Source organism: Erysipelothrix aquatica (genome assembly GCF_009828825.1).
In the GTDB taxonomy this organism is placed as follows: Bacteria; Bacillota_I; Bacilli_A; order Erysipelotrichales; family Erysipelotrichaceae; genus Erysipelothrix; species Erysipelothrix aquatica_A.
Map to the genome: position 1 here is coordinate 110,245 of NZ_WTTA01000001.1, position 25,234 is coordinate 135,478.

Sequence of the window (25,234 nt, forward strand, 5' to 3'; positions counted from 1 at the left end):
TAAATTACAATAGCATAATAAGTAAACAATAAACCTATAGAGTGGTGACAATTCAAACTTAATGTCTGTGAATAGAAGTGAGAACGATAACGCCGTATTAAAGGCTCGAAATAACATGCATTTAATATATAAACACAATGGTAATTCAAACGTTAGTGATCTTAAGATTGTTAGGATTATGTTTTGAACAAGAAGTTCAAAAGAAAAATCTGAATTTTCGTAATGAAAGGTATAATTAATATATGTATGTACTATGTCTTTTATAAAGATACATCAGTGAAGTACTATGCACAAAAAACTATCTTCTACTCTATAGGGGGGTACCGAGGTAGTGTGTCACAGTTTACCTGTCGACATCAAAAAGGAGGAAATATGTTTAAGTCAAAGAAAAGACTTGGGCGCGTTTTTAGTGTCGTAGCATTAGCGTTTGTGCTCACACTGTCTAGCTTAACCGTTAGTGCAGCAACGGAGACTAAACCAAAGACAAATGATGAACTCGTTCAAGCAATTATCAATGATAAAGATACTAAAGTGTCATTGACAAATACTTCAGAAGGATATAAAGCTGAAGTAACCATGGATTTTCATGTTAAAGATGCGGATTGGGTGACGATTCAAAGCCTAACAGATCCCTTGGAAATGAAGTTTCCAAATTCAATGAAACTTACACCAAAGCAAAATCTAAAGTTCGCAAATACAGATAAAAACTTTAAAAACAACGTTTATCAGTCTTTAGATGACACACGCATTAAAACTGAAAATAACACGATTGCGATAGACTTTAAAGATCTCACACAACGTCCGGAAGATTTCAGATTAGTATTTGAACTTGATGTTGCGGAAGATAGCAAACTGATTGAAGCGATTGATCTTAAAGACTTTCCAATAGTTGCACCGTTGATTAAAGATACGATTGCATTTATTAAAAATGTTGAAGGGAATCAAACAAATACCCTTAACGTGATTTCAGATAAAGAATCTGAAACAACACCGACAGAAACACCTGATGTGGGTAATCCGGAAACAACAAAGCCTAAGGGTGAAAATGGTGTCTCAGAAGAAATCAATGAAACTGTAAAAACGCAAGTCTCAGGGGATATCAACATTGAATTAGTTGGAAATCCACAGGCTCGCGTGAAACACGCAAACAGAGAAATTAATGATTCAAACCCTATTGTGATGAATAACTACTCTGAAACCGCAACAAATTATTCAATTGATCTATTTACGGACGAGAACCCTACACATTTAGGTGTTTCCTATGTCATAAAGTTAGATGATCAATCACTCGCTCTTATCACTGAAGAGAATAAAACGAATGCGTTGGATTTCCGATACAAAAAAAATGGAGAACAAGTTCCATTCAAGTATGAATATGCATTCCCAGAAGTTATTAAATTTTATGATCAAACAGGCGATAGTATTTTAGCGAGCACGAAACTATCAGATTATAGTACGTCTTCATTTAAACGTGTTGCTCCGGGTACTAACGAAGGACCATTCAAATTAGATATCGAAGAAATTAAAATTGAATCTAATGTTGAAGGTGCTGCAGTTCAATATAAGTTCCAAGACTTTATTTCAACACAAATTAGTAACTATATTTATGAAGAATTGCAAGCAGGAAAATCATTAACTGATATCAAAGCAGCCTTAAAACAGGGAATTGTTGTGACAGAAGATCAATATAAAGTTGATGACTATCGCTACCAACAAAGTCCGAAAGCAAGCTTTGAGAAATTAAATGTTTACCCGTTAGAGATTAAGAACATCTTAAACTCGCAAAAGGATATTAAACAAAATCTACCCGTTACACCAATCGGTGGCATTGATAACAACCTTGAAGCAAAATCATTTGAACAAATTCCAAATGGATTTGAATTAGTTTGGGATGGCATTGCGAACACAAATCGTAAATCAACCCTTAATACTTTAGACTTATCATTTGATGCCCCTACGGTTGTTAAGACATCTGGTTTATCAAACTGGAATATTAAAACAGTTGTGAATGTATCTTATTTTGATGTGCTTAATGACGGGACACTCGTGCCTAATTCAACATTAACTCCAGAACGTATTGAAAAAGTAAATGCTGCAACAGACAAGATTGAACCAATTTCCATTGATACACACGGGCAAAATGTTGCTATTAAATACGATGTAACTCAAACTTACACAAATACGGATCTTAACCTTGAAATTGAAGGAAATCAAGTTGCTCGTTTGAGTGCAGCAATTAATAAGAATCAATTCAATAAATCCGCTGAAAACAAAAAAGAATTCCCACGTTCAATCGTTATTAACGGTCTTAAAGGTGCGGAAGGTGCGCCGACAAGCTTGCATTGGGATGTTGTGTTCAACAACAATAAGTTGATTCGCCAACCCAATGATGGTTTTAATTTCTATCTTGACGCAAGCAAAGTAAAAGCATACCGCTATAACGGCTCTGGAGATAGTTACAGCGAGATTAATGTCGCTTACAACCAGATGAAGATCAAAACAACAGTATTTGTTGATGGGAAAGAAATTTCTAAAGATGGTCGATTCTCAGTTGAATGGAATGCAGATTTTACAGAAGCAAAAATTCGATTGAAACCAGGACTTGCAGAACCTCTTGATAAAGAAGTTAAGTTCCAGTTTAAATATGAAATTGATGTTGTCGAGCCATATTCAGGTGATAAAGCAATTCGTGATGAATTATTAACATCATCAAAATTAAAATTTGAAGGGAATGCAAACGTTAAATCATTCACTAACGGAGTTGAAATTGAACCTACAAAACCAACTGAAGAAGAATTAAAAGCACAACAAGCGCTTAACTACCTTGTGCTTCTAGACAAACGTCCTGTGATGATTGACTACCGTACCAAAGAAGTAATTTGGGGCGTTGCGATTAATACCGTAACAGCAAATCGCATTGGTTTGGAAGGCATTACATATTCTGATACCTTTAAATCACCGGGTATGTTCTTTGAACCAATGGATGAAAATAATCCAATCTTAATGTTCCAAATTGATCCAACCAAGACCCCACAAACATCTCATGGGGAGTATTCGAAATTTATCTCGGAAGTTAAGAAAATCATGGATAACGCCGATATTTATTCGGATGAGATTCCGAATGCAATTGTTGGTGCAGGTGGACTGTTAGAACAAAAACTTGATGAAGAGGAACCAGATTCTAAAACGTATGGTGATATCGTCAATTACGTGAATCCAAGTGATATTGCGTATTTAAAAGACAGTTCATCGACCCTTACAAATGAAAAATTTGCCCTTAGTCAACCGAAAGAATATCCTGGTTATGTCAACCAATTAAAAGGTAAAGTAGTTAATGGTGAACCCGGTGATCCATTTGTTTCAACACCGACAAAATCAGAACTTCTTAAAAATACAGACTTACGCATTGATTTTATTGAATCAAACAAGGCTATCGGACCAGCTGGCGGCGAAGATGATAATGCTTACTATATTTTATATAAGACAAAATTATCAAGCGATGCACCAATGGAGACCGTAAAAAATGCCGGTGCTTTAACCTTCGCAACGTGGGTCATTGGTGAAGGAAACACCATTACATGGACTGGCGGCGGCATTGAAGCGTCGAAAGAGCTCGGTGAAGTTGCTAAATATAACACGGTACCGAAGAAAGAGGGAACCGTTAAAGTTATCAATGATCCAACAACTGGACGGCAACGCCTTGCTGCAAATTGGAATATTACATTTAATTACGATGTTGATACGCGACGCGTTGATGAAGTGCCAATGGTTGTTGTTGATACCATAGATAAAACACGTGATCTAGGAGATTTTACACTTGGGAATAAACACCTTGTTCCACAAGAAATTGATGCGATTACACTCGCAAAATTTGAAGTTGATAAAGATGGAAATCTGAAACCAACTAACGAAACTGTTGAGGTTACAAAAGCTTCAGGAGAACTCGTTGTTGAAGACTCAAATGATACAATTACATATACGATTAAGAAACATCTTGATCCGAAATATGTATACCGTTTTGAAATCAACACGCTCGTTGAGAGTCATGAAGCAGTGATTCCAGATGCAACAGGCGAAGTATCCAATACTGTTGCGACAGGTGAGTTTGAAAACAAAGTGACATATACACGTGGTCACAAACCCGATCAAGTCGATTTACCAGAACCCGGTGTTGCAATCGCAACTGCGAACTTAGGAAATCGGAACCGTGTTCAAAAAACAGGGTCCCTTGTTTCTGGAAGTTATCCAGGGTCACGTCAGCAAGTTCAATGGACACTTACATTAAATGAAACGTATGAAAATATGTCTAATATTGTGATTAAGGATACACTCGAAAGTAAACATACTTTCAAATTCATTAAAGATCACAATGACTTGGAACAAAGTGGTACAGGAAATGCCGTCTTGGATCGATTCTCGATTCAAGAACTTGTAGGATCAAGTTGGCGAACCATTCCAAGCGATAAATATGTCCTCACAAATGCTGATGGAGATGCAAATAAACCATTAGATAACTGGACAACTGGAGAAAGTGGATTTATCCTTCGTTTCAGCGAAGCGATGTCAAACCCAATCCGCATTCAATATGCTACATTTGGTCATGTTGTAGACAATAAAGAAATTCCATTGAAAAACCATGCGGATCTTTCTTACACCACTGATGCAGCACAACCAATTAATCACAAAGTAACTGCGGCTGTAACATTTAAAGTAAATGACGAAGCGGGTGGTTATGATGATGAACGCTTTGATATTGGATTAACAATGCGTTACAACAACAATCAACCGGCATTACCAACCGATTTGGATAAAGGTGAACGTATAACAGGGAATAATGTTGAGCAATCCATTATCGTGCTGTACCGTTACCAAAACAAATTTGTTGAAAACAACCACGTTTATCGTATCGGACAACCGGATGAAAATGGTTACCTTGAATTCAAGAATATTGAAAAAGGTAACTATATCGTTAAACAATTTAATGTAGCAGACGGATATTCAGTTCCAAACTCATTGGGTTATGTTGAAACCGGACGAAATACAAATAAAGATAAATCCGTTGAAATTAATGCAAGTCAACTTGCATCTGGAAATCTTGTAACACTAGATGTTAAAGATCCAAGTAAACGCATGTTTGATTTCTTTAGAGCAGATCCAGTTGTAACAAAAGTTGATTACGCAATTTACAACACAACACCAGTCTTTGAAGTGAAGACAGATGGAAAACTTGTAACAGCAACAGGTGCTGACGCAACGGAGAAACTCACTGACATTAATCTTGATATTACGAATGAAGCACAACAAAAATCAGCATTTAGAAGTAATGATCAAGGAACTTTCAAAGTTGGAACAGTAAATCCTACAGATGAGCGTATCGACTTTGGAAAATTTGCAATTACGCAACCAGCACAATCACTTGATGGTTACCTCCATAACACAGAGACGGTAAGCCATACCCTCGCAAGAAATCCTAATGGTACAGTTGATGCAACAACCATCAACGCTGCATTTAATAACTATAAAACAAGTGCAACAATGAAAGTTGTTCACCGTGGCACCGAAGATCTCATTGCAAACAGTGCTTATACGCTTGAACAGTATGATGGAACTGCTTGGGTACCTTATGAAGCAACATCAACTGGAAAAGGTGATGCAAATGCATATATCCTTACAAATGGAAAACTAACAGTTCATAATCTTGATACAGGACGTTACCGATTCAAACAAACTGCAGTTGGTGATGGATATCTCATTAATCCTGAACCTCTGGAATTCTATGTCTATGGGCCGACGCAAGCAACAGCAACTGATTCATATGAAGGAAAACCAGAAGTGATGCAACTTACATTCGACAACATTAAAGCGTCTGTAAACTTCTCAAATGTCATTGGTACAGAAGCAATCTCTGGATCAACCTTTGAGATTAAAGATGCAAGTGATGTCGTTGTTGATACCTTCACAATTACGGATAAAGATGCTGGATACACACGCAATCTCGCTCCAGGAACGTATTCATTAGTTCAAACAGGAACAAGTGATAACCGTCCACTCAATGCTTCACCTATGACATTCGAAATCGAAAGTGACGAAGGCATATTTGAAGGTGAAACCGAAGTAAGTACACGCACGATTGTGTTCGAAAACCATCTTGGAAGTTTCGAATTTGCAACACATACACCATCGCTCGCAACCTTTGATATTGAGAGCTATGTTCTAGATTACAATGCAACAGCAGTTGCTACACCAAGCCAAGTCAATCTTGGATATGGCAATTACGAAGTGAAAGATGTCCGCATTAACAATGCATGGATTCACGTACCATCAGATTACACATTTGCTGTTCCACAAAGCTACACGGATCCAGCTACCTTGAAACAAACTGTTCATGTTTATGGTACACAAGCAAATATGGATTATGTGAACCGAGACGGGGATATCTTAACCGATACAACACCGCTAACTGGTGGTACATTCACACTAACTGAAGAAACGTCAAATACACTGGTTGCAAGCGTTGATGAAAGCAATCCAATCCGTAACATCGGACCTGGAACCTATGCTTTCGCACAAACAAATGCACCACAAGGATATGGACTCAACACCGCAATTCTTGCGAACATTGTAGTACCACAAACCTTAAGTCAAACTGATGTTGTGATTGATACTGTCAACCACACAATTGAAAACTATAATTTAGAACCAATTACTTATTACAACTATCGTGGGAAAGTGGTGTTAACGAAAACCTCAGCAGAAACACAAGCTCCGCTTGCGGATGTCGTTTTCAATCTTTATCACGAAGGTGTAAAACTTGATGGTGAGTATGTCACTGATGCAAACGGTAAAATAACGATAGATCGTTTAGCACCAGGAAACTACTACTTTGAAGAGATTAAAGGGGATGGCAATCACATTGCGAACGCAAGTAAAACACCATTTACAATTGCAACATCCAATGAAAATGCTTATGCACCACAAACAGTAGCAGTATCAAACTACTATGCAGATGTCGTGTTTAAGAATACAAACCCAAGCCATGATATCATCTATACGGATGGGACATTCACATTATTCTCAAATGAAAATGGAACGTGGACACCTGTTAATGGCTTCATAGACTTTAAAGTTACGCCACAAACAGACACCTTTAAAATCTTTGGGGTTAAAGCAGGTTCATACAAACTCGTACAAACAAAAGCGCCGACACATACTGTCCGAAACACTTTTGAATACTTGTTTGATATACCAGACTATACTCCAGAAGAAATAGAAGGCCGCTTGACATTAGAACTTGATGATTACATTAACTATCAAGCAACATTAAAGGTTGATCTTATCGATCCAAACGGTGCGTTTACAAACAACGTTGATGCAACATTTAACGATGCGTCAGGCCGTAAAGATCCAATGCTTCAAGTAGGCTCAGTCCTAACACGCACTGGATTGGGGTCAGGAAACTATACCATCACAACAAACAAAGCCGATCAAGCAATTGTTGTTGATGAAACATTAGATGTTGTAGTTCCAGAATCAGCACTGAATGACGAAGGCTTAGCACTCACTAAAACACTTCGCGTAACGTATGCTCGAAACACACTGAAACTCGTTGATGGCCGTACCTCAAATGCTTTAGATTCAGGTATCTTCACGATCAACGATGTTGAATACACAGTAAGTTCAGATGGATTGATTAAACTTGATACACTAACACCAGGAACATACTCATATGTTCAAACTCAAGCAGCGAATGGTTATGTATTAAATACATTAAATCAAGGCAGCTTTGAGGTATTTGGTAAATTGAGTGACTTTGAGCCACAATTTGTAAACCGTGATGGTTTCCCATATGTTGATCTTCAAACAACGACATTCAATAATTACCGTGTCAATGTTATTATTAACAAAGTTGACGATAAAGACCGTCCATTACAAGGCGTAGAATTTACATTAACACAGGACACAACAAACACCGTAGTCATGACGAATGCACAAGGTCAGGCGTTTATTAATGACCAAGCACCGGGAGCCTATGTTCTTAAAGAAACAAAAGCGCTACCAGGCTACGAAAGTATCACTGATTCCCATGCGTTTATCATTGAGTCGACTTATGCTGGTGAACCAGAAGATATTATTTTCAATGTTACAAATAAAAAAATCATTGGTCCAACCCTACCTTCAACCGGTATGGCACCAAGTATTCCTTGGTTTGCACTTGGCATCGTCGCAGTAGGTGGCATCTTCATTGTCGCTTCTCGCCGTCGTCGCAAAGATCAATAAAATGAAAAGACCACTACGAACGTGTAGTGGTCTTTTTCTTTGCATCAAAAAACGCATCCCATAAGATGCGTCTAGGTTCCATGATTAAATCATGAAGAATACGATTGCGATGAAATGTGATATTGATGCTGCATTAATAAATAGATGCCAAATAAAGTGATAGTACTTTTTGTCTTTTTGAAGGTAGAAATAAGTTCCTATGGAGTAAAAGACACCACCAAGTACAATCAATCCAATAAACATTGGGCTTGTATTTTGTATCAGTTGAGGGATTAACAATACTGCTGCCCATCCCATTACAAGATAGATTGCCACTGATAACTTTGGCATTGAACGTTTCGCAACAGTTTTCTGCAAAATTCCAATCAAGACCATTAACCACTGAATCACGACGACAGTAACACCAAGCCATCCATCAATAACAGTTAATGCAATTGGCGTATAGGTCCCAGCAATGGCTACAAAAATAAAGCTGTGGTCCAATATTCTAAATATATATTTATGTTTCGTATCGTTGGCCATTGAGTGGTAAAGTGTCGATCCCATAAACATCAAAAATAAAGAAATAATAAATATCGCATCGCCGATAACTAAGAGCCATCCACCTTGTTGAAATGCACGTACTGATACATATGGATAAACTAAAAGTAGTAAGCCAGCCATCACACCATGTGATACAGCATTTGCAACTTCTTCACCAAATGTGAGTCGTTTATAATCTTTCATCGAACGATCCATCGTTTTAGTTGTCATAATGTCATCTCCGTTCTATGAAAGTGTAACATAAAAACCAAATGTTTGTATATCAAAGTATATAAGAAAATTGTGAAGTCTATATGAACACATTCGACGTTAAGAAACTTGTATAATTTAAATACAGTCTATATAATTAAAGTAAACGTTTAGGGGGTTAATATGAAAAATTCACATAAAAATAAGATATTCAAAGGGCTGAAAATATGTTTAGCACTTACAGTGATGGTATCAATGGGGTCATGGTCTTTACATGCACTTGGTGAATCCAGTGATGAAGACTTAGGTACCGTTGAAAAAGATAATGCCATTGCGCCCCCAGTACAAAGTCAAGATGCGCTAGAAAATTCGTTGCTTGAAGTGATCGAATTGGAACCAATGGCCCTTGACGAACCTGCAGAAGCATGGGGTGGTGATACCGATGGGGTCGAAGCCGCAATCCAAGCTCGTGCAGCTGCGACGTATGCGAAATCAGGATTTATCCAATTTAATCTTGCGATTGATAAAAATATTTTTCTTTATGACACAGCAACCGACACGAGTGCATACCGTTATTTATCTGGACATGTTGCTTACTCGGGTGTAGTTCCGTTTTACGATGCAACCAGTGAACGCTATAAAATAACAATTAGTGGCATTGAAGGATGGGTTCCTAAATCTGCGTTCAAGGAATTCAAAGTATCGGAAGCAAAAGGGGCAAACTACTACTCTGTTCGTAATGGAAATTTATACAATAATATTAGTATGGGTGCGGCCACCAACAACTATGGAACAATCTTAAATGGCCCTGCACCATCATACCTCAAAGAAGACACACGCTACTTCTCAGCAGATGGTCATTATTTCTATAGTAACGTTAATGATCTTATTCTCGATTATCAGGGCGGAAATAAATATAACGCCGTCAATAAATCAACACCCTTCTACAACTATTACCAGTTTCTGTCATTCCGTTCAGAGTCTTCTGTAACGGCTAATCAACTCAATGCATACCTAAGAGATCGTAAAGGGTTTACGAGTGCACCTACAGACTGGGATTCAATGACAAGTACTCAATCAAAATTGTATGGATCAGAATCTTCATTTGTCGACTTAGGTCGCAAATACGGAACAAACCCACTGATGAACTTTGGAGTTTCAATTAATGAAACTGGCTGGGGCCGTAGTTGGCTTGCAGTAGATCGTAATAATGTATTTGGACATAATGCGACTGATAGCAGTCCTTGGTTAGCAAATAGCTACGATAGTGTAGCGACGGCTGTAGATATTCACTACACGATGTTCTTAAACTGGTTATATATGGATTTCGGTGAGTCAAGTTTCTACTATGGTGGTTATCTTGGTGATAAACAAACCGGTATCAACGTCAAATACTCCAGTGATCCTTTCTGGGGTCAAAAAGCAGCTGCATTCTCCTATGAAATTGACCGTAATTATGGTAATCAAGATTATGGTCGATACTCGATTGGAGAATCAACAGCACAGGTAGTTCCTATTCGAAAAGAACCGACCACAAGTTCTCAACAAGTTATGAAAACAGAAGTAGTTGGACAAAAAGTCATGATTCTCGATACAGTTCAAGGCGAGAGTGTGAACGGAAATGCAACATGGTACAAAATTGCGGCAGATTCGTTATTGAATAGTGACCGTGACCGTTTGGCATGGATAACAGGTGGTGCAAACCGTACTGCAACCTATGACCGTAATAATAACTATCTCTACATTCACTCGAGCAATGTTCGTAAAGTATTTGACGGTAAAGGATCATCAGTTACACCGATTGAAATAAAAAGAGGTGATGCAAATCTCGACGGAAAAATATCTCTGATTGATTTAGCGATGGTTAAAAGTCACCTTTTAGGAAATTCAACTTTAACTGGGGATAATTTTGTTGGTGGTGACGCCAATAGAGACGGTAAAATTACCTTGATTGACCTTGCTCTTATAAAAAGTCATTTATTAGGAAATTCAAGTTTGGATTAGGAGAAAATATGAAGAAAAGAATAAGAATATTGTTAGCATTAATGATAATGCTACTTTCATTACCAGTAATTACCGTAGTTAAAGCAGATGGAATTTCTATTGTAGGCCCTGAAGTACTTGCTCCAGGAGCTACAGCTACATATACAGTATACTTCTCATCAAATGAACCAGCATATTTCCAATATAGTGTCACTACGCAGAACGGAAGTGGATCGGCAAGTGGAATGGATCCTAATGAGGGTGTGGGGACAGGTTTTTCGATAGATGTCAATGTAACAGCTGGTCCTTCTGGCACCACAACTATTTATGCAGACGTAACTATAGCAACTACAGGTTCGAATCCGACAGAAAGAAGTTATGCTCAATCAAAAAATATAACTATCAGAAAAAATAATAGCGGAGGTACTGGCAGTGAAGGCACTGGAAGTGAAGGCGCAGGCAATGGAAATTCTGGTAGTGGAAATTCTGGTAGTGGGAATTCCGGGAGTGGTGGTTCGTCAAATTCCGGAAACTCAGCGACTCCAGATGAAGAAAAGACTCCAGAGCAGTTAGCAGAAGAAAAAGCTGCTGAAGAAGCTAAAGCAAAAGAAGATGCACAAAAAAATCCACTGATTAGCTCATTCAATATCATTTCAAATAACGAAAAGAAATTTGGTGAGACACTAAGTGATATTCCTACAGCAGTTGACACATGGGAATATGAGTATAAGTTACCGAAACGAATTGATAGTGTACTATTAGATGTTAAGAGTGTGAGTGAAACAACAACACTTACCTTCGATAAAGAACAAAAATTTGCTGAAGGTGAAAAAACAAAAGACATTGTGATTCGTGCAGTTGATGGCGAAATCACACAAGAGTATAAATTAAAACTAACACTTGACGATAGCGAACCTGTTAAAGTCAATGTTGGCGATAAGACTGCTACACTCTATGATGATGAAGCACTGGATAAATTGATGACAGAGTATGGGTTTACAAAAGAAGCAATTGATCAAAATGGAACGGCATCCTTCGCTTACCAAAAAGATGCGATGAAACTGCAACTCTTAACCGACGAAAAACAAAATGCGCAATGGTTGGCATTGGATAAAACCAATGCTGCTAAAACTGTAGTGTATCCGGTCCTTCAGGATGAAGGAAAAATGTATCTCTTGACAGCTCCGAACCCAGAAATGGCGAAGCAAACATACGGTGGTGTCGCAGTAACACCAAAGGATTTAGATTTCAAAAAATTTGAAGGTGTTGATAGCTCATTAAAATTCGACAAACAAGTATCAGTTTGGGATTTAGAAGGTGAGTCAGGTATGATCGTGAATGGAATGCAAACCACGGACTCAGAACCACGACTTTACCATATTGATAACACACAAAAACTAACACCCGCATTTGTTGCGTTTGATGTAGCGTCATCAAAAACGACAAAAGTATGGGCAATTACCGCAACGGTTGTGGCAGTTGCACTTGCCGCAGGATTCGGTGCGTATCTATACGTCAATCGCGCACCTAAAAAACGTAAAGACGTAAACATTTAGAAATTAAAACTCGGGTGAAAATCTCGAGTTTTTTTATGCGAAAATTATCGGAAGATACGCTATCGGTGGTCAAATATGATAGAATAATACAAGAGGTGCGTGCATGAATAAAATTATCAAATCATTTCTTAAATCACTGCTTTTAGTAGCACTTGCAATCCTATTATTTTGGATAGGATATGTTGGCTTTATTGGTGGTCCTGCGCGTGCATATGAACGCGAAGATCGACTCATGGTAGAAGCAATGATGGAATCCAAAGGATTTACAGAAGCAACAATTATTGATCGATTTTCATATGACGAGGTGTATTACATAACAGAAATAAATGATGACACGGGAAACTTTATATTTTGGTTTAATAAAGATCTAACAAAGACAGGACAACATGATGTTGTGACAACTGAGCCAGTGCATACACTCGCAACCAATTTTGGAATGCGTTCCGAGGATGTATCCTTCGGAGTTTATCAAGATAAACTTGTGTATGTGCTCAAAAATAAGCACTTTGAAAAATTTGTAGATATTGAATCGCACAATGTTGTATATGATCGAGGGAGTGGTGTTTAAAAATGTGGTGGAATAAATCATACATCAATCGAAGAGATTGGATATTAGAAAATATGAGTACACTAAAAGTAACGCCGAATCAGGTGGTGGTGCTACTTTTAATTGATTTCTTAAACGAACAGAACATTGCCATATCGCTCGAAGTACTTGCCGAACAATCAGGGATGAGTGTCCAAACAGTAGATGAAGTAATGCATGACTTAATGCGTCAGAAAATGCTTGCAATCAAAGTCGAAAATGAGTCCATTCGTTTTATCATGGATGGATTGTTTCAAGATGGCGTTGCCTATGAATACGTCAATCAGTCTATCTTTGAAGTATTTGAGAGCGAATTTGGTAGGCTTTTATCACAACCAGAATTAGTGATGCTGAACAATTGGATGAAACAGTATACTGAAGCAGATATTCTTGATGCCTTGCGTAATGCTATGGTATATAAGAAAGTCTCAATGAACTACATAAATACAATTTTGGCAAATAAACAAAAAGAAAAGCAAGGGTAGATCATGGATGTAAATATGATACTGGATATTCTCGAGGCGGAATTTCCAGAAAAACAAGGAGAATTGGATTATAAGAATCCATTCGAACTGTTGATTGCCGTAGCTTTATCGGCGCAAACGACTGATGCTGCTGTAAATAAAGTAACGCCGGGTCTTTTCGAAAGGTACCCAACCCCACAAGCACTCGCTAAAGCAAATCCAGAGGATGTGGAAGCATTAATATCCAAAATAGGGTTGTATCGAAATAAAACCAAATTTATTATTGCGTGTTCACAAATGCTTGTGGAAGATTTTAATGGAGAAGTGCCACAAAATCGAAAAGCGTTAATGAAACTTCCAGGCGTTGGACGTAAAACGGCAAACGTTGTTTTGTCCGAAGGGTTTGGATTGCCAGCCATTGCAGTTGATACACATATTGAAAGAGTTGCCAAACGATTGAAACTTGCGAAACCGGATGATTCAGTTCTTAAAGTCGAAGAAAAACTGATGCGTAAGATTCCACGGGAGCGATGGGCACGAGCTCATTTACTATTACTACTCTTCGGAAGGTATTACTCAACGGCACGCAATCAACAAGATGCATTTGAGATTCTTGAGGCGTTAAAGGAGAAACATAACTTATGAAACAATTAAATCTGAACACAATTGGTCAATGGGCAAGTGGTATCGTTGATGGCAACGGAGCGGTCGACGGGATTAATGTAGATACACGTTTTGTTAAAGAAGGAGACTTATTTGTCTGTTTACGAGGCGAACGCGTTGATGGTCATACATTTGCACAGACCGCAATTGATAATGGGGCAACTGCATTGCTTGTTGACCATAAATTAGAAACGCTCGATGTTCCGCAAATTATTGTTGAGGATACGCTTGTTGCGCTTCAAAAAATTGCAAAGGGATATCGCAATACATTAACTGCATACTTCATTGGAATTACAGGAAGTAATGGAAAAACATCAACAAAAGATATTCTTTTCAGTATCCTTGCACCACTCGGAAAAACAATAGCAACTTACAAGAACCAAAATACAGAAATAGGAACTTATCTCAATCTCTTCCGTATGGATGAAGACACACAATATGGTATTTTTGAAATGGGACTGGACTTTCCAAATGATGTAGCGGTGATGACAGAAATTGTGAGACCTCATGCAGCAATGGTTACAAGTTTAGCACCGACACATATCGTAAATTTTGAAGATATTCATCATATTGCCCGTGAAAAATTTGCAATCTTCAACCATGTTCAAGACAAAGATATGGCATTCTACCAAGGAGATTTTCAAGAGTATCGCCAACTAGATCAGGGATTCCATACATTTGGTTATAATGCTGATAATGAATACATTGTAGATAACGTCAATGCTGATTCAACAGGAATTTCTTTTACAGTAAATCAAGAGGCGTATACTTGCAATCTGTTAGGTGGACACCAAGCAAGTAACTGTGCAGGTGTGATTGCTATGTTAAGCAAAATTGGAATTAGCAAAGAAGCAATCCAATATGGATTAAGTAATGTCGCATTAACGTCACTACGAACAGAACTTGTGAACCATGCAGCATCATTGGTGCTTTTGGATGCGTACAAGTCGAATCCCATCAGTGCAATCTATGCGCTAGAACTACTAAACAATTATGCGTATTCGGGTGATCGTATCGCTGTTTTAAGTGATATGGTAGAACTGGGTGACGACAGTATTAAATATCATGAAGAAGTACTTGCGTACATTAATACACTTAATCTACAACACGTATTTTTATTGGGACCTGATTTTAAAGCAGCATTAAACAATGTACCACTGAATACACCGTACACGACATTTGGAACATTTGAAACGCTTTATAATGCAGTTGCACCGCAATTCAATAAAGAGCAAATGATTCTAATCAAAGGATCACGATTCTATGCGCTAGAACGCTTAATGAAAGAGGCATAATATGAAAAAACAAGTAGCAGTAATTTTTGGATCACCCAATGCAGAACATGATATTTCTGTCGCATCTGCAGCATCAGCAATTGAACATTTTCCTCATGATTTGTATGATTTAATTCCAATCTTTATTAGTAAAGAAGGCCGTTGGTTTACAGGTGACTACTCACTAGAAATGCTTCAGGCGAACAAACTTGAAGGACATCATGAGTTACTCTTACAATTCAACCCAGAACGTCCAGGTTTTGTTTTCAAAGAGACAAATGAAGTTTTACCAATTGATGCAGCATTCCTTATGCTTCATGGACGAATGGGCGAAGGTGGAGAAATTCAAGGATTGTTGAATATTGCAAAAATTCCATATGCAGGATGTGAAGTATTATCGTCAGCACTATGCATGGATAAGGCGTATACCCATATGATTGCTGAATTGAATGATATTCCCATGGCAGATTATCGTTTACTTCTCAAAGGGGAGGCATATGATATTTCAGACATTCAGTATCCTGTTATCGTAAAACCAAGCCGTGAAGGATCGTCTTTTGGCGTGACATTAGCCAAAGATGAAGCTGCACTACATGCAGCACTGGAATTTGCATTTAGCTTTGATTCGCGTGTACTTATTGAAGAATACATTAAGGGTACAGAATGTGGTATAGGAATTTTAAAAACGAAAAAAGACTATATTGTGAGTGATGTCGACCAAGTTAATGTTGCTGGAGAGGTATTTGATTTCCAAGAAAAATATCATCCTCATGCAACCGAAACGTTGCCAGTTTCAACATTCCCTGAGTCGGTACGCAAACAAATTCAAGCGTATGGTGAAAGAGTATTCGACTTATTAGATTGCAAAACATTTGCGCGTATTGATTTTTTTGTGACAGATGATCATAAAATTTACTTCAATGAAATTAATACAATACCTGGATTTACCGCGAATTCACGTTATCCGAAAATGATGGACCGCCAAGGTGTGAACTATACATCGTTAATTGCTAAAATGGTGGAAGACGTTTTATGATTGAGAGCGTAACAGTTTATGTTGATGAAGCGGCAGTTGTACACAATACCAAGCTTTTACGTAAAACATTGAATCCGAATACAAAGATAATTTCTGTAATTAAAGCTAACGGATATGGCCTTGGAATGGTGCAGTTAGCGTTGTTAAGTGAAAAGATGAATATCGACATCCTTGCAGTCTTAGACGTCGCACAAGCGATTGAATTGCGTGAGGGTGGCGTAACGGCACCAATTCTTCTAATGGGTGCGACATTGGTTTCGAATTTTGAGCTACTAATCAAGTATGATCTCATACAAGTACTCATTGACTATGATTATGCCCAAAAGTTAAGTGACTTTGCCTTGAAGCATGATGAAGTTGTAAAAACACATCTCAAAGTGAATACAGGATTGAATCGACTCGGGATGCGCGACTACCAAGAAATTGAAGCAACTTACAATTTACCTGGAATTGAAGTCCAAGGAATCTACAGTCATTTCGCAGAAGCACAAGCATACGAAGTTGATGCAGTTGAGTTTTCAAAAGCACAGATCCGTGAATTCAAAAGTGTTCTTCATCGACTTGAAGAGCAGGGAATTAACCCTGGATTAACTCATATGCAAAATAGCCCATCAGTACTTCATTTTGGCGATTTAGGGTTTGATGCAGTTCGATGCGGAATGGTAATGTTTGGATTATTCCATCCATCTCAAAAAGCCTATGCAGATCAAGAAGGATATAAAGATGTCGTCCGTCTTGAAAGTCGCATAGCAATGATTCGTAATATCCGTAAAGGTGAATTTGTCGGTTACGGCCGCACATTTTACGCTGATCGCGATATCCGCCTTGCAACAATTTCTGCTGGATACTGTGATGGCGTTATGAAGCAATTATCGTTAAATGGTGGTGGCGTGTACATCAATGGGACATGGTGCCCAATCTTAGGTGATATTGCGATGTCGCAATTTATGGTTGATGTTACACATGTTACCTGTGAACCAGAAGATGTTGTCATGATTTTTGGTGGACCACAGCAAACAATCTATGACTATATAGCGATTACGGGACAATCAATTAATGAACTGGTGAGTCATCTTCGCTATAACATTCCACGAGTTTATGAAAACAAAATATTTGAGTAAAGAGTATGATTCATACTCTTTTTATTTTCGATGATTTAATAACAAAAGCACCAACATAGTAAGTTGGTGCTTTCTGTTTGTTATTCGAGAACAAGTGTTACTGGGTTTTTTCCAACGACGGATGTTCGAATAGATTGTGTGGTTGTACCATTGACGGTATAACCGATAATTTTCCGATTTTTATCCTCTGCATTCACAATATTTAAATACGCTGAATTTGGATTGGCACTTAACGCGCCAACAGTTATGCCGGACTCGAATTGATTATCGCTAACATCAACCTTTAAGGTCAGTGCCGCAAGTTCTTTTGAAGTATACTGTTTACCTGCAACATTTGGTGAGACACTAATTACTTCGCCATATGCCATATCGTTTCGAACGACAAAGTTTGGTTGCAGTGTAACTCCTTTTGGTTCAGCCCAACCGCGCATGATGCCATAAGATTGGCCAACAAAGTTTGGGAAGGCTTCGCTAGGAATTTGAGAAGCATCTACCGGTTTACAAATTTGATTTGATTTCCGTGATGTTGCTTTTTCAAATGTGTAGTATGAGCAAACTTCAAGTTGTTTTGTTCCTGGTGGAACAGAAGCAGCAACGGTGAAGGTATTTGATTCACTCATTTGCTCTGCAATAGGATTTCCGTCTGCACGGATTTCTGTTTTGTATCGGACTGCACCATAAATCCAGGATTCATCGAAGACACGTTTTCCAGTAACACTTCCGCCGTGAGGGTGAGGCATTACTAAGCTTGCATCTGCTTCTTTGAGTTTTGAAGCGTCAGGGTAAGCTGTCATATCAATATTGAATGTGAATTGTTGCCCAATAGATGTTGCTGTAAATGTAGCATCTGAAAGTGGGCTTAGATCCTGAGGTTTTGCTTCAGCAAGTTTTGCGAAGTCTTTCAGGATGTATCCAGTTGAAATTAGGTCTTTATTCATATCAGGTAATGGTGATTGATATGGGAAAGGTCCTTTAATATGTGTAATTTGAGTTACATCAGAAGGCATTGAGACATCTGTTGGAACACCGAATGAATCTTCAAGTAAGGACAGAATGTAACTGTTTAGTTTACCAGGTACGTTACGCTCTTGCTCTGAAGATGAGAAATAAGGCTGACTAATTTTTCCGCGATCAGCAGATGGGAAACCAACCCATGTTGAGATTGAGAAATCTCCGGTAGCGGTCATCATGAGACGTGACTCTTGCGCCGCTTTAGGGTAACCAAGTTCTTCTGCCATGATAGGGTCGTATTGGTTTGTTCCTGTTTTACCGTAAACTGGATAGTTTCTACGTGTTACGTTTGTATAGTCAGTACTTCCACTGTCAATCACATATTTCATGTTTCGGGTTGCCATGTATGCAGCTCCAGGTTGGATAACCTGTGTTGGAGTGTATTCTGGAACGTATGGTGCACTACCATCTTCAAATTCGATGCGAACGACAGTATGTGGTTTGATATATTTTCCATCATTGTAAAGCATAGCATTTGCAGCGGCCATTTCAGCAGGTGTTGCATAAAGAGGGTCATTACCCATCGCAACTCCCCAACCAAAGCCGTTATTTGTTTCATCAATCGTCAATCCGATATTTGTGAAGTATTGACGGTATGCGTCGTAACCGATTTTTTCGGCAACGGTCATAAATGTTTTTACGGCCGGAACATTTCGTGAATCGGAGATAGCACGGTCTAAAGTGATTTCACCTTCGTAGCGGTTGTCGTAGTTTGTAACAACAAATCCGCCACCGGTATCGTATGGATCATCGGTAATGATGTGGTCCGTTGACCAACCCAAGTAATTGTATGCTGGAGCATAACTGACAACGGGTTTCAATGTAGAAGCAGGGCGAACACGAGCGTATTTAGTATTCGTGGCACGGTTTGTGATTCGTTGACCGTTATAATCATAACCACCAACAGTTCCGACAATTTCTCCAGTTTTATTGTTGACGACTGCGGATCCAACTTGGATACCAGAATCTTCATCAAATGTTAACTCCTCAATTTCGCGAGCTTGAACGCGGTCAAGTCCAGCTTGGACATCAAGATCAAGTGCTGTATAAACCTTCATTGGCACTTTTCCAGGATCTTTTCCTGTTAATTCAATGACCTCTTCGACTACAGCGTCAGCGTAGGATTGATAAGGGTGCGCATTTCCTTGTTGAGCTTTACGTTCGACCAGTAAGTCTTCGACACGGACAGCAGATGCGATAGCATGTTCCTCTTCACTAATATACCCATGTTGAAGCATTAAATTGAGAACTTGTTGTGTTCGTTCATTTGCTTTTTGAATGTTCATGTATGGAGAATAAGCATAAGGAGCATTGATAACACCAGCCATCATTGCGGCTTCAACCGTGTTTAACTCACTTGCGGATTTTCCGAAATAGGCTTTAGAACTGTTTTCGATACCGACGGTATTGTTTCCAACGCCAAAATCAATTTGGTTGAGATATAGTTCTAAGATAAGTTTCTTACTTAGGACACCACCACCATCAATTTTTTGTGAAAGATAGATTTCCTGAATTTTACGGCTAATACCTGAGCTTCCGACATCAGGGCCTTTGACTTCTTCGCCATCTGAACCATCAGACATAAACTCTGTTTGTTTAATTAATTGCATTGTGAAGGTGGATCCACCTTCTGAAAAGTCCAAACTTCCACTCGTAATAGTTTTCTTTAAGTTATTAAGCGCTGCACGTGTAAAACGTGGAACATCAAACCCGTTGTGTGTAAAGAAACGGGAATCTTCGATTGCAATAAAGGCATCGATGACGGAATTAGAAAGGTCATCGTAACCGATGTTGTCTCGCAATTTATATCCTGTCTCGAAGAAGGATTGGTCATTGGATGCATAGAATGTTGAACTCGATGTTGGAATAAAATCCTCGTGAGCAAGAGGTGTTGTTTTACTAATCTGGATTCCGGCATAAATACCGACAGTAGTAACACCAAGGACACCAAGTGATGTCAAAACGATTAATACCCAAGCGGTAATACGTTGTGCTTTAAGTTTACCTGCTACGGGTTCTTTTCTTTTTTTCTTTTTCATTGGACCTTTTGATTGTTTCTTTTTTGAATTATCAGCTGAAGGCGCTGTGTTTCCATCTGAAACACGTCGGAATTCAACTGTTTTCTCATTGTTATCACTCATAAGATACTCCTTTTTGGTAGACCTCTGCGATTACAGGAATGTAATTGCAAGGTATTTGGTAGGACGCGGTCACACTATGACCGTGTTGTTTTATCCATTTATATGGAATAGAACGTTGTGTTGTTTCCTTTATAAATGGTAGTAAGTCTTTGGCAAAGATCAGGTAAGTTTCGTCATACTCGCTAAAACGTATAATTAAGAAGGCAATTGCACCTTGGCGATGAACCGCATTCAAATGGTCAATTTGATGCTGATGCAACGCTGCAAGTGGAAAGACAGTTTTGTTCCGTGTTTCTTTTGCCTCGAAATCTAAAGCATAGCTGTTCCAAACCCCTTGGTAATCGGTGGTAGATGCTTGCCTGAAATAGGCTTCGGTTATTTTAGCTTTATTTCGCGAAGGGTAATCAACATTCACAATCTGGATCGGAGTCGGTTTTTTATGGACTACTGCAATCTCTCGGATGAGATACTGTTCATTGGTTCTGTTGAGGTCTTCTTCTAAACTCATTCCACGCCGGCTTGTAACACCAGAAGTGGTTGTTCTTTGGTAGACTTTCTTGCTACCAGGATAATTTATCATAGAATCACCATAGTTATTATACTATAATTCCATATTTTTACATACTTTTGAAATGTGGGAAGTTACGGAAGGGGTAAGTGCGCATGCGAAATATGAAAGATTTGTGTATTTTCATGAAATTGCGGTAAAGAAATCTACGGTATACGAAATGCAAGCAAACGTGCTTGAAGTCAAAGACCCTTTTTGAGATAATACTTGTGAGGTGAATACGATGACACAGAAACTAACACAAGATATGATTTTAAACAAAGAATTCCATGTCGATTTCAAAGGATACAGTGCGCTTGAAGTTGATCAATTTTTAGATGATGTTTTAAATGATTATGCAATGTTTGAAACACTTCTTAAAGAACAACACGAGCGTTTAATGAAATATGAAGAATCATTAGCGCAGCAACGTAAGATGTTACTTGAGTATGAAGGCAAATCGCGCGCACAAGGCGACATAACTCCAAACCAATACAGTCACGTTGATGTTCTAAAAAGAATTTCAAAATTAGAGGCTGCAGTCTTCGAAAACCAAGATAAATAGTGTATAATACTCACGTACATGAAAGATAATCGCTGCATTCATAAGAATGTAGAGGAAAGTCCATGCTCGCACAGTCTGCGATGACTGTAGTGTTTGTGTCTGATGAAACCATAAGTCAGAGCATAGAGGCATCTATGACGGCAGATCAATATCCTAAGGCCTTGGCTATGGATGGCGACTTGAAAGTGCCACAGTGACGGAGTCTATTGTGAAAACAGTAGAGTGGAACGCGGTAAACCCCACAAGCGAGAAACCCAAAATTGGTAGGGGAACTCTGACATACAAATTGAAGTATCAAAGAGACGTCTTCGGACGTAGATAAATGATTATCGAAACAGAACATGGCTTAATGATTGTATATGCATTAAAGGAGCGTAAGCTCCTTTTTTTATCCATGTGAACGCATTGTAAAAGTTGGTTTAGATTGTTATAATCGGTATGTATGAAAACAAATAAGTAAAAATATAAGGAAGGTGGGTTAAAGTTGGAAAGAATCGGATCCATTTTAAAAGAAAAACGAATTGAAAAAGGATTGTCACTTGAAGATATGAGTAAAACGACAAAACTTTCAACAATTCAATTGGAAGCGATTGAAGAGGGAAATATTCAGTTTTTTAAGGAAGACCTCTCATACCTCAGCTATTTTGTTCGTTATTATGCAAATGCCTTAGGGGTTAGCTATGATGAACTGCGTGATGATTTGGATGATACCATTCATGCGTATACTGATTCCATTACGGTATCACAAATACAAAAACAAGATGAAATTACAACAAATATAAGAAATAAAGTAAACCCGAATGCAAATGTAAAAGTGCACCGGGCTAAAAAATCACGTCGTTTTGATTTTGGCACAGTCGGTCTCGTCGTGCTTGGGGTTGCAATCGTTACCTTATTTGGTTATTTAGCAATCACATATGTTGTACCGATGTTCGGAAGTACCGATCCCATCGAGAAACCTGTAATTACTGTTCCTAAAGTCGAAGAGGAAGAGAAACCTGCAGAAGGCAGTGGAAATACTGGAGCTGAAACGACTCCGGAAACCAACCCAAATACAACGGTTACTGTCAATCGTACATCCCCAACAGAATATGCAATTGCGGGTTGGGAACAAGGGAAAGATGTCACCCTTGATTTCACATTCAACGCAACTTCTTGGATGCAGTTTGAAGAAGATGGCAAGATTATGACAAGCCCAGCAAGTGGCACATATCCACAAGGTCAGACGGCGAAAGTTACCGTTAAACCAAGTAAGAACAAAAAAATTGAAGTCCAATACGGAGCATTCAAAGGAAATACAATCAAGGTTAATGGCGTAGATTTGGAAATTGACCCAAGCATCGCGCCTGCAGATGTCGTGTTGTTAACCTTTACGTTTATTGAAGGAGCAACGCAATCATGAATTTAGCAAATAAATTGACTGTTTTTAGAATTATTTTAATACCGGTTATTTTACTAATCGAACTTTTCCCATATAGCCAGTTTGGAATTAGTATTCCATACTATACAATTGATCACGTTTCAATTTCACTCAAAAGTATCATCGTCCTCATTGTCTTTATTATAGCGTCACTTACAGATTTTGTGGATGGTTATTTGGCGCGAAGCCGTAACATGGTGACAACATTTGGGAAATTCTTAGATCCAATTGCAGATAAGTTATTGGTGAATACATTGTTCATTCTATTTGCATACCAAGGAGTTGTTCCTGTTGTTGCAGTTATTGTAATGATTTGGCGCGATACTATAGTGGATGCAGTTCGGATGTTATTATCTCAAAAAGGTATGGTAATGGCAGCCGGGTATCTTGGTAAAGTAAAAACTGTAGCTCAGATGCTTGCAATTATTTTTGTTTTACTAAATAACTTACCGTTTGAATTGTTTGGAGTACCGTTCTCATCCATTCTTGTATGGTTTGCAACAATCATGTCACTACTCAGTGGTGCATCATATGTAATTCAAGCACGTTCATATTTAACAGAATCAATGTAGGATTTCAAAGTAAACTCGTGTATTTAAACTAGAGGAGATCACCATGGAAAATGATAAAAGAGATAAGATTTTAGACGAAACACTGAAACAAATTGAAAAACAATTTGGTAAAGGATCTATCATGAAACTCGGCGAACGTAGTGCCGTTGATATTGATGCAATCAGTTCGGGTTCCTTAGCATTAGATGCTGCACTCGGAATTGGTGGTTATCCGAAAGGCCGTATTATTGAAATCTACGGTCCTGAATCAAGTGGTAAGACAACGTTAGCACTTCATGCAATTGCTGAAGTCCAAAAGACCGGTGGGAAAGCCGCATTTATTGATGCCGAGAATGCCATCGATCCTGTTTATGCACAAAATTTAGGCGTAAATATTGACGAGTTAATCCTATCTCAACCGGATTCGGGGGAGCAAGGGTTAGAAATCGTGGATGTATTAGTACGTAGTGGTGCCGTTGATCTTATTGTTGTGGATAGTGTTGCTGCTTTAGTTCCACAAGCTGAGCTTGATGGTGAAATGTCAGATGCACATGTTGGTTTGCAAGCGCGGATGATGTCAAAAGCGATGCGTAAACTTGCAGGTGGTATGAACCGCGGAAACTGTACAGCGATTTTCATTAACCAATTACGTGAAAAAGTGGGAGTCATGTTTGGAAGTCCCGAAACAACACCAGGTGGTCGAGCGCTTAAGTTCTACTCATCGGTTCGCTTAGATATTCGTCGTTCTGAACAGATTAAGCAGGGTACAGATATTGTCGGGAATAAAGCTAATATTAAAGTTGTAAAAAACAAGGTTGCGCCACCATTTAAGGCTGTACAAGTTGAAATCATTTATGGTAAAGGTATTAGTTATACTGGAGAAGTTATTGATTTAGGTGTTGAACACAACATTATCAACAAAAGCGGATCATGGTATTCTTATAATGATCAAAAAATTGGACAAGGTCGTGAAGCAGTTCGTACATATCTTGACGATAATCCAGAAATTAAAAAAGAGGTTGGAGCCCTGGTACGCGATAAAGTATTGCCACCTAAAGAACAATCGGTTGAAAAAGAGTCATAGACTCTTTTTTTTGTTTTATTGCAAACAAGATTATTGATAGCGTACTCTTGGAAGCATTATTTTGACCCTATGAGTGAATTACTATGAAACCTATAAAGTGTAAAATGATACGGTTTTCATCGTGGTGAAGATGGAAACTGTGAATGACGAGCCAATTCAGTATGGGTGGTTTGATTTCTAGTTGTGAAACGCTCCAAAATAAAGTATTATATATATGTTAGTT

Annotated in this window: 16 protein-coding genes and 1 other RNA gene; 14 read left to right on the plus strand and 3 right to left on the minus strand. The window is 38.4% G+C overall.

All coding sequences use genetic code 11. From position 1 onward, the window contains the following. The first annotated feature begins 372 nt into the window (after positions 1–372). Positions 373–8,277: an LPXTG cell wall anchor domain-containing protein gene (locus GVV22_RS00615; protein ID WP_159648278.1), complete on the plus strand. Its 7,905-nt coding sequence runs from the start codon at positions 373–375 to the stop codon at positions 8,275–8,277. An 84-nt stretch (positions 8,278–8,361) separates the two neighbouring features. Here the strand turns inward: GVV22_RS00615 and trhA are convergent, their stop codons facing one another. Next, entirely contained in the window at positions 8,362–9,030 is a 669-nt protein-coding gene (trhA, locus tag GVV22_RS00620; RefSeq protein WP_236261897.1) for a PAQR family membrane homeostasis protein TrhA, read from the minus strand. Between the two features lie 162 nt (positions 9,031–9,192). Here trhA and GVV22_RS00625 point away from each other — a divergent pair, with 162 nt between their 5' ends. The 8 genes from GVV22_RS00625 (at position 9,193) to alr (ending at position 17,692) form a co-directional block, all read left to right on the plus strand. Then, positions 9,193–11,013, plus strand: a complete 1,821-nt coding sequence (locus tag GVV22_RS00625) for a glucosaminidase domain-containing protein (protein WP_159648279.1) — start codon at positions 9,193–9,195, stop codon at positions 11,011–11,013. Between the two features lie 8 nt (positions 11,014–11,021). Continuing rightward, positions 11,022–12,548, plus strand: coding sequence for a hypothetical protein (locus tag GVV22_RS00630; RefSeq protein ID WP_159648280.1), 1,527 nt, complete (start codon positions 11,022–11,024; stop codon positions 12,546–12,548). Positions 12,549–12,651: 103 nt separating this feature from the next. Further along, complete coding sequence (locus GVV22_RS00635) at positions 12,652–13,116, plus strand: transporter (protein ID WP_159648281.1); 465 nt, start codon at positions 12,652–12,654, stop codon at positions 13,114–13,116. Positions 13,117–13,118: 2 nt separating this feature from the next. Continuing rightward, positions 13,119–13,619 carry a DnaD domain protein gene (locus GVV22_RS00640; RefSeq protein WP_159648282.1) on the plus strand — a complete coding sequence of 167 codons (501 nt, stop codon included), beginning with the start codon at positions 13,119–13,121 and terminating at the stop codon, positions 13,617–13,619. Between the two features lie 3 nt (positions 13,620–13,622). Continuing rightward, positions 13,623–14,243 (plus strand): endonuclease III, encoded by a 621-nt coding sequence (gene nth, locus GVV22_RS00645; RefSeq protein WP_159648283.1) that lies wholly within the window; start codon positions 13,623–13,625, stop codon positions 14,241–14,243. Next, positions 14,240–15,556 (plus strand): UDP-N-acetylmuramoyl-tripeptide--D-alanyl-D-alanine ligase, encoded by a 1,317-nt coding sequence (locus tag GVV22_RS00650; protein WP_159648284.1) that lies wholly within the window; start codon positions 14,240–14,242, stop codon positions 15,554–15,556. Before nth ends, GVV22_RS00650 begins: the two co-directional genes overlap by 4 nt. 1 nt (position 15,557) lies before the next feature. Beyond that, the gene (locus tag GVV22_RS00655; protein ID WP_159648285.1) at positions 15,558–16,571 is read left to right on the plus strand and encodes a D-alanine--D-alanine ligase family protein; all 1,014 of its coding nucleotides are present in this window, start codon (positions 15,558–15,560) and stop codon (positions 16,569–16,571) included. Then, positions 16,568–17,692 carry an alanine racemase gene (gene alr / locus GVV22_RS00660; RefSeq protein WP_159648286.1) on the plus strand — a complete coding sequence of 375 codons (1,125 nt, stop codon included), beginning with the start codon at positions 16,568–16,570 and terminating at the stop codon, positions 17,690–17,692. Before GVV22_RS00655 ends, alr begins: the two co-directional genes overlap by 4 nt. Positions 17,693–17,772: 80 nt before the next feature. On the opposite strand, the gene GVV22_RS00665 is transcribed toward alr, so the two are convergent. Together GVV22_RS00665 and recU are read right to left on the minus strand one after the other, a co-directional pair. Next, positions 17,773–20,844, minus strand: a complete 3,072-nt coding sequence (locus GVV22_RS00665; RefSeq protein ID WP_159648287.1) for a transglycosylase domain-containing protein — start codon at positions 20,842–20,844, stop codon at positions 17,773–17,775. Then, the gene (gene recU, locus GVV22_RS00670) at positions 20,837–21,424 is read right to left on the minus strand and encodes a Holliday junction resolvase RecU (RefSeq protein WP_159648288.1); all 588 of its coding nucleotides are present in this window, start codon (positions 21,422–21,424) and stop codon (positions 20,837–20,839) included. Before recU ends, GVV22_RS00665 begins: the two co-directional genes overlap by 8 nt. Positions 21,425–21,635: 211 nt before the next feature. Here recU and GVV22_RS00675 point away from each other — a divergent pair, with 211 nt between their 5' ends. From GVV22_RS00675 to recA, 5 genes are all read left to right on the plus strand, one after another. Then, complete coding sequence (locus GVV22_RS00675; protein WP_159639007.1) at positions 21,636–21,956, plus strand: DivIVA domain-containing protein; 321 nt, start codon at positions 21,636–21,638, stop codon at positions 21,954–21,956. Between the two features lie 17 nt (positions 21,957–21,973). After that, positions 21,974–22,310: RNase P RNA component class B (gene rnpB / locus GVV22_RS00680), an RNA gene on the plus strand. A gap of 130 nt (positions 22,311–22,440) precedes the next feature. Next, the gene (locus tag GVV22_RS00685; protein ID WP_159648289.1) at positions 22,441–23,358 is read left to right on the plus strand and encodes a helix-turn-helix domain-containing protein; all 918 of its coding nucleotides are present in this window, start codon (positions 22,441–22,443) and stop codon (positions 23,356–23,358) included. After that, the gene (gene pgsA, locus GVV22_RS00690; protein WP_159648290.1) at positions 23,355–23,948 is read left to right on the plus strand and encodes a CDP-diacylglycerol--glycerol-3-phosphate 3-phosphatidyltransferase; all 594 of its coding nucleotides are present in this window, start codon (positions 23,355–23,357) and stop codon (positions 23,946–23,948) included. The genes GVV22_RS00685 and pgsA overlap by 4 nt, the downstream gene beginning before the upstream one ends. 43 nt (positions 23,949–23,991) lie before the next feature. Next, positions 23,992–25,011 carry a recombinase RecA gene (recA, locus tag GVV22_RS00695; RefSeq protein WP_159648291.1) on the plus strand — a complete coding sequence of 340 codons (1,020 nt, stop codon included), beginning with the start codon at positions 23,992–23,994 and terminating at the stop codon, positions 25,009–25,011. Positions 25,012–25,234: the final 223 nt, after the last annotated feature.

What these genes read in the sequence shown, in the direction of transcription:
- GVV22_RS00615 (WP_159648278.1), top strand. Translation starts at nt 373, where the DNA reads ATGTTTAAGTCAAAGAAAAGACTTGGGCGCGTTTTTAGTGTCGTAGCA.
- trhA (WP_236261897.1), bottom strand. Translation starts at nt 9,030, where the DNA reads ATGACAACTAAAACGATGGATCGTTCGATGAAAGATTATAAACGACTC.
- GVV22_RS00625 (WP_159648279.1), top strand. Translation starts at nt 9,193, where the DNA reads ATGAAAAATTCACATAAAAATAAGATATTCAAAGGGCTGAAAATATGT.
- GVV22_RS00630 (WP_159648280.1), top strand. Translation starts at nt 11,022, where the DNA reads ATGAAGAAAAGAATAAGAATATTGTTAGCATTAATGATAATGCTACTT.
- GVV22_RS00635 (WP_159648281.1), top strand. Translation starts at nt 12,652, where the DNA reads ATGAATAAAATTATCAAATCATTTCTTAAATCACTGCTTTTAGTAGCA.
- GVV22_RS00640 (WP_159648282.1), top strand. Translation starts at nt 13,119, where the DNA reads ATGTGGTGGAATAAATCATACATCAATCGAAGAGATTGGATATTAGAA.
- nth (WP_159648283.1), top strand. Translation starts at nt 13,623, where the DNA reads ATGGATGTAAATATGATACTGGATATTCTCGAGGCGGAATTTCCAGAA.
- GVV22_RS00650 (WP_159648284.1), top strand. Translation starts at nt 14,240, where the DNA reads ATGAAACAATTAAATCTGAACACAATTGGTCAATGGGCAAGTGGTATC.
- GVV22_RS00655 (WP_159648285.1), top strand. Translation starts at nt 15,558, where the DNA reads ATGAAAAAACAAGTAGCAGTAATTTTTGGATCACCCAATGCAGAACAT.
- alr (WP_159648286.1), top strand. Translation starts at nt 16,568, where the DNA reads ATGATTGAGAGCGTAACAGTTTATGTTGATGAAGCGGCAGTTGTACAC.
- GVV22_RS00665 (WP_159648287.1), bottom strand. Translation starts at nt 20,844, where the DNA reads ATGAGTGATAACAATGAGAAAACAGTTGAATTCCGACGTGTTTCAGAT.
- recU (WP_159648288.1), bottom strand. Translation starts at nt 21,424, where the DNA reads ATGATAAATTATCCTGGTAGCAAGAAAGTCTACCAAAGAACAACCACT.
- GVV22_RS00675 (WP_159639007.1), top strand. Translation starts at nt 21,636, where the DNA reads ATGACACAGAAACTAACACAAGATATGATTTTAAACAAAGAATTCCAT.
- pgsA (WP_159648290.1), top strand. Translation starts at nt 23,355, where the DNA reads ATGAATTTAGCAAATAAATTGACTGTTTTTAGAATTATTTTAATACCG.
- recA (WP_159648291.1), top strand. Translation starts at nt 23,992, where the DNA reads ATGGAAAATGATAAAAGAGATAAGATTTTAGACGAAACACTGAAACAA.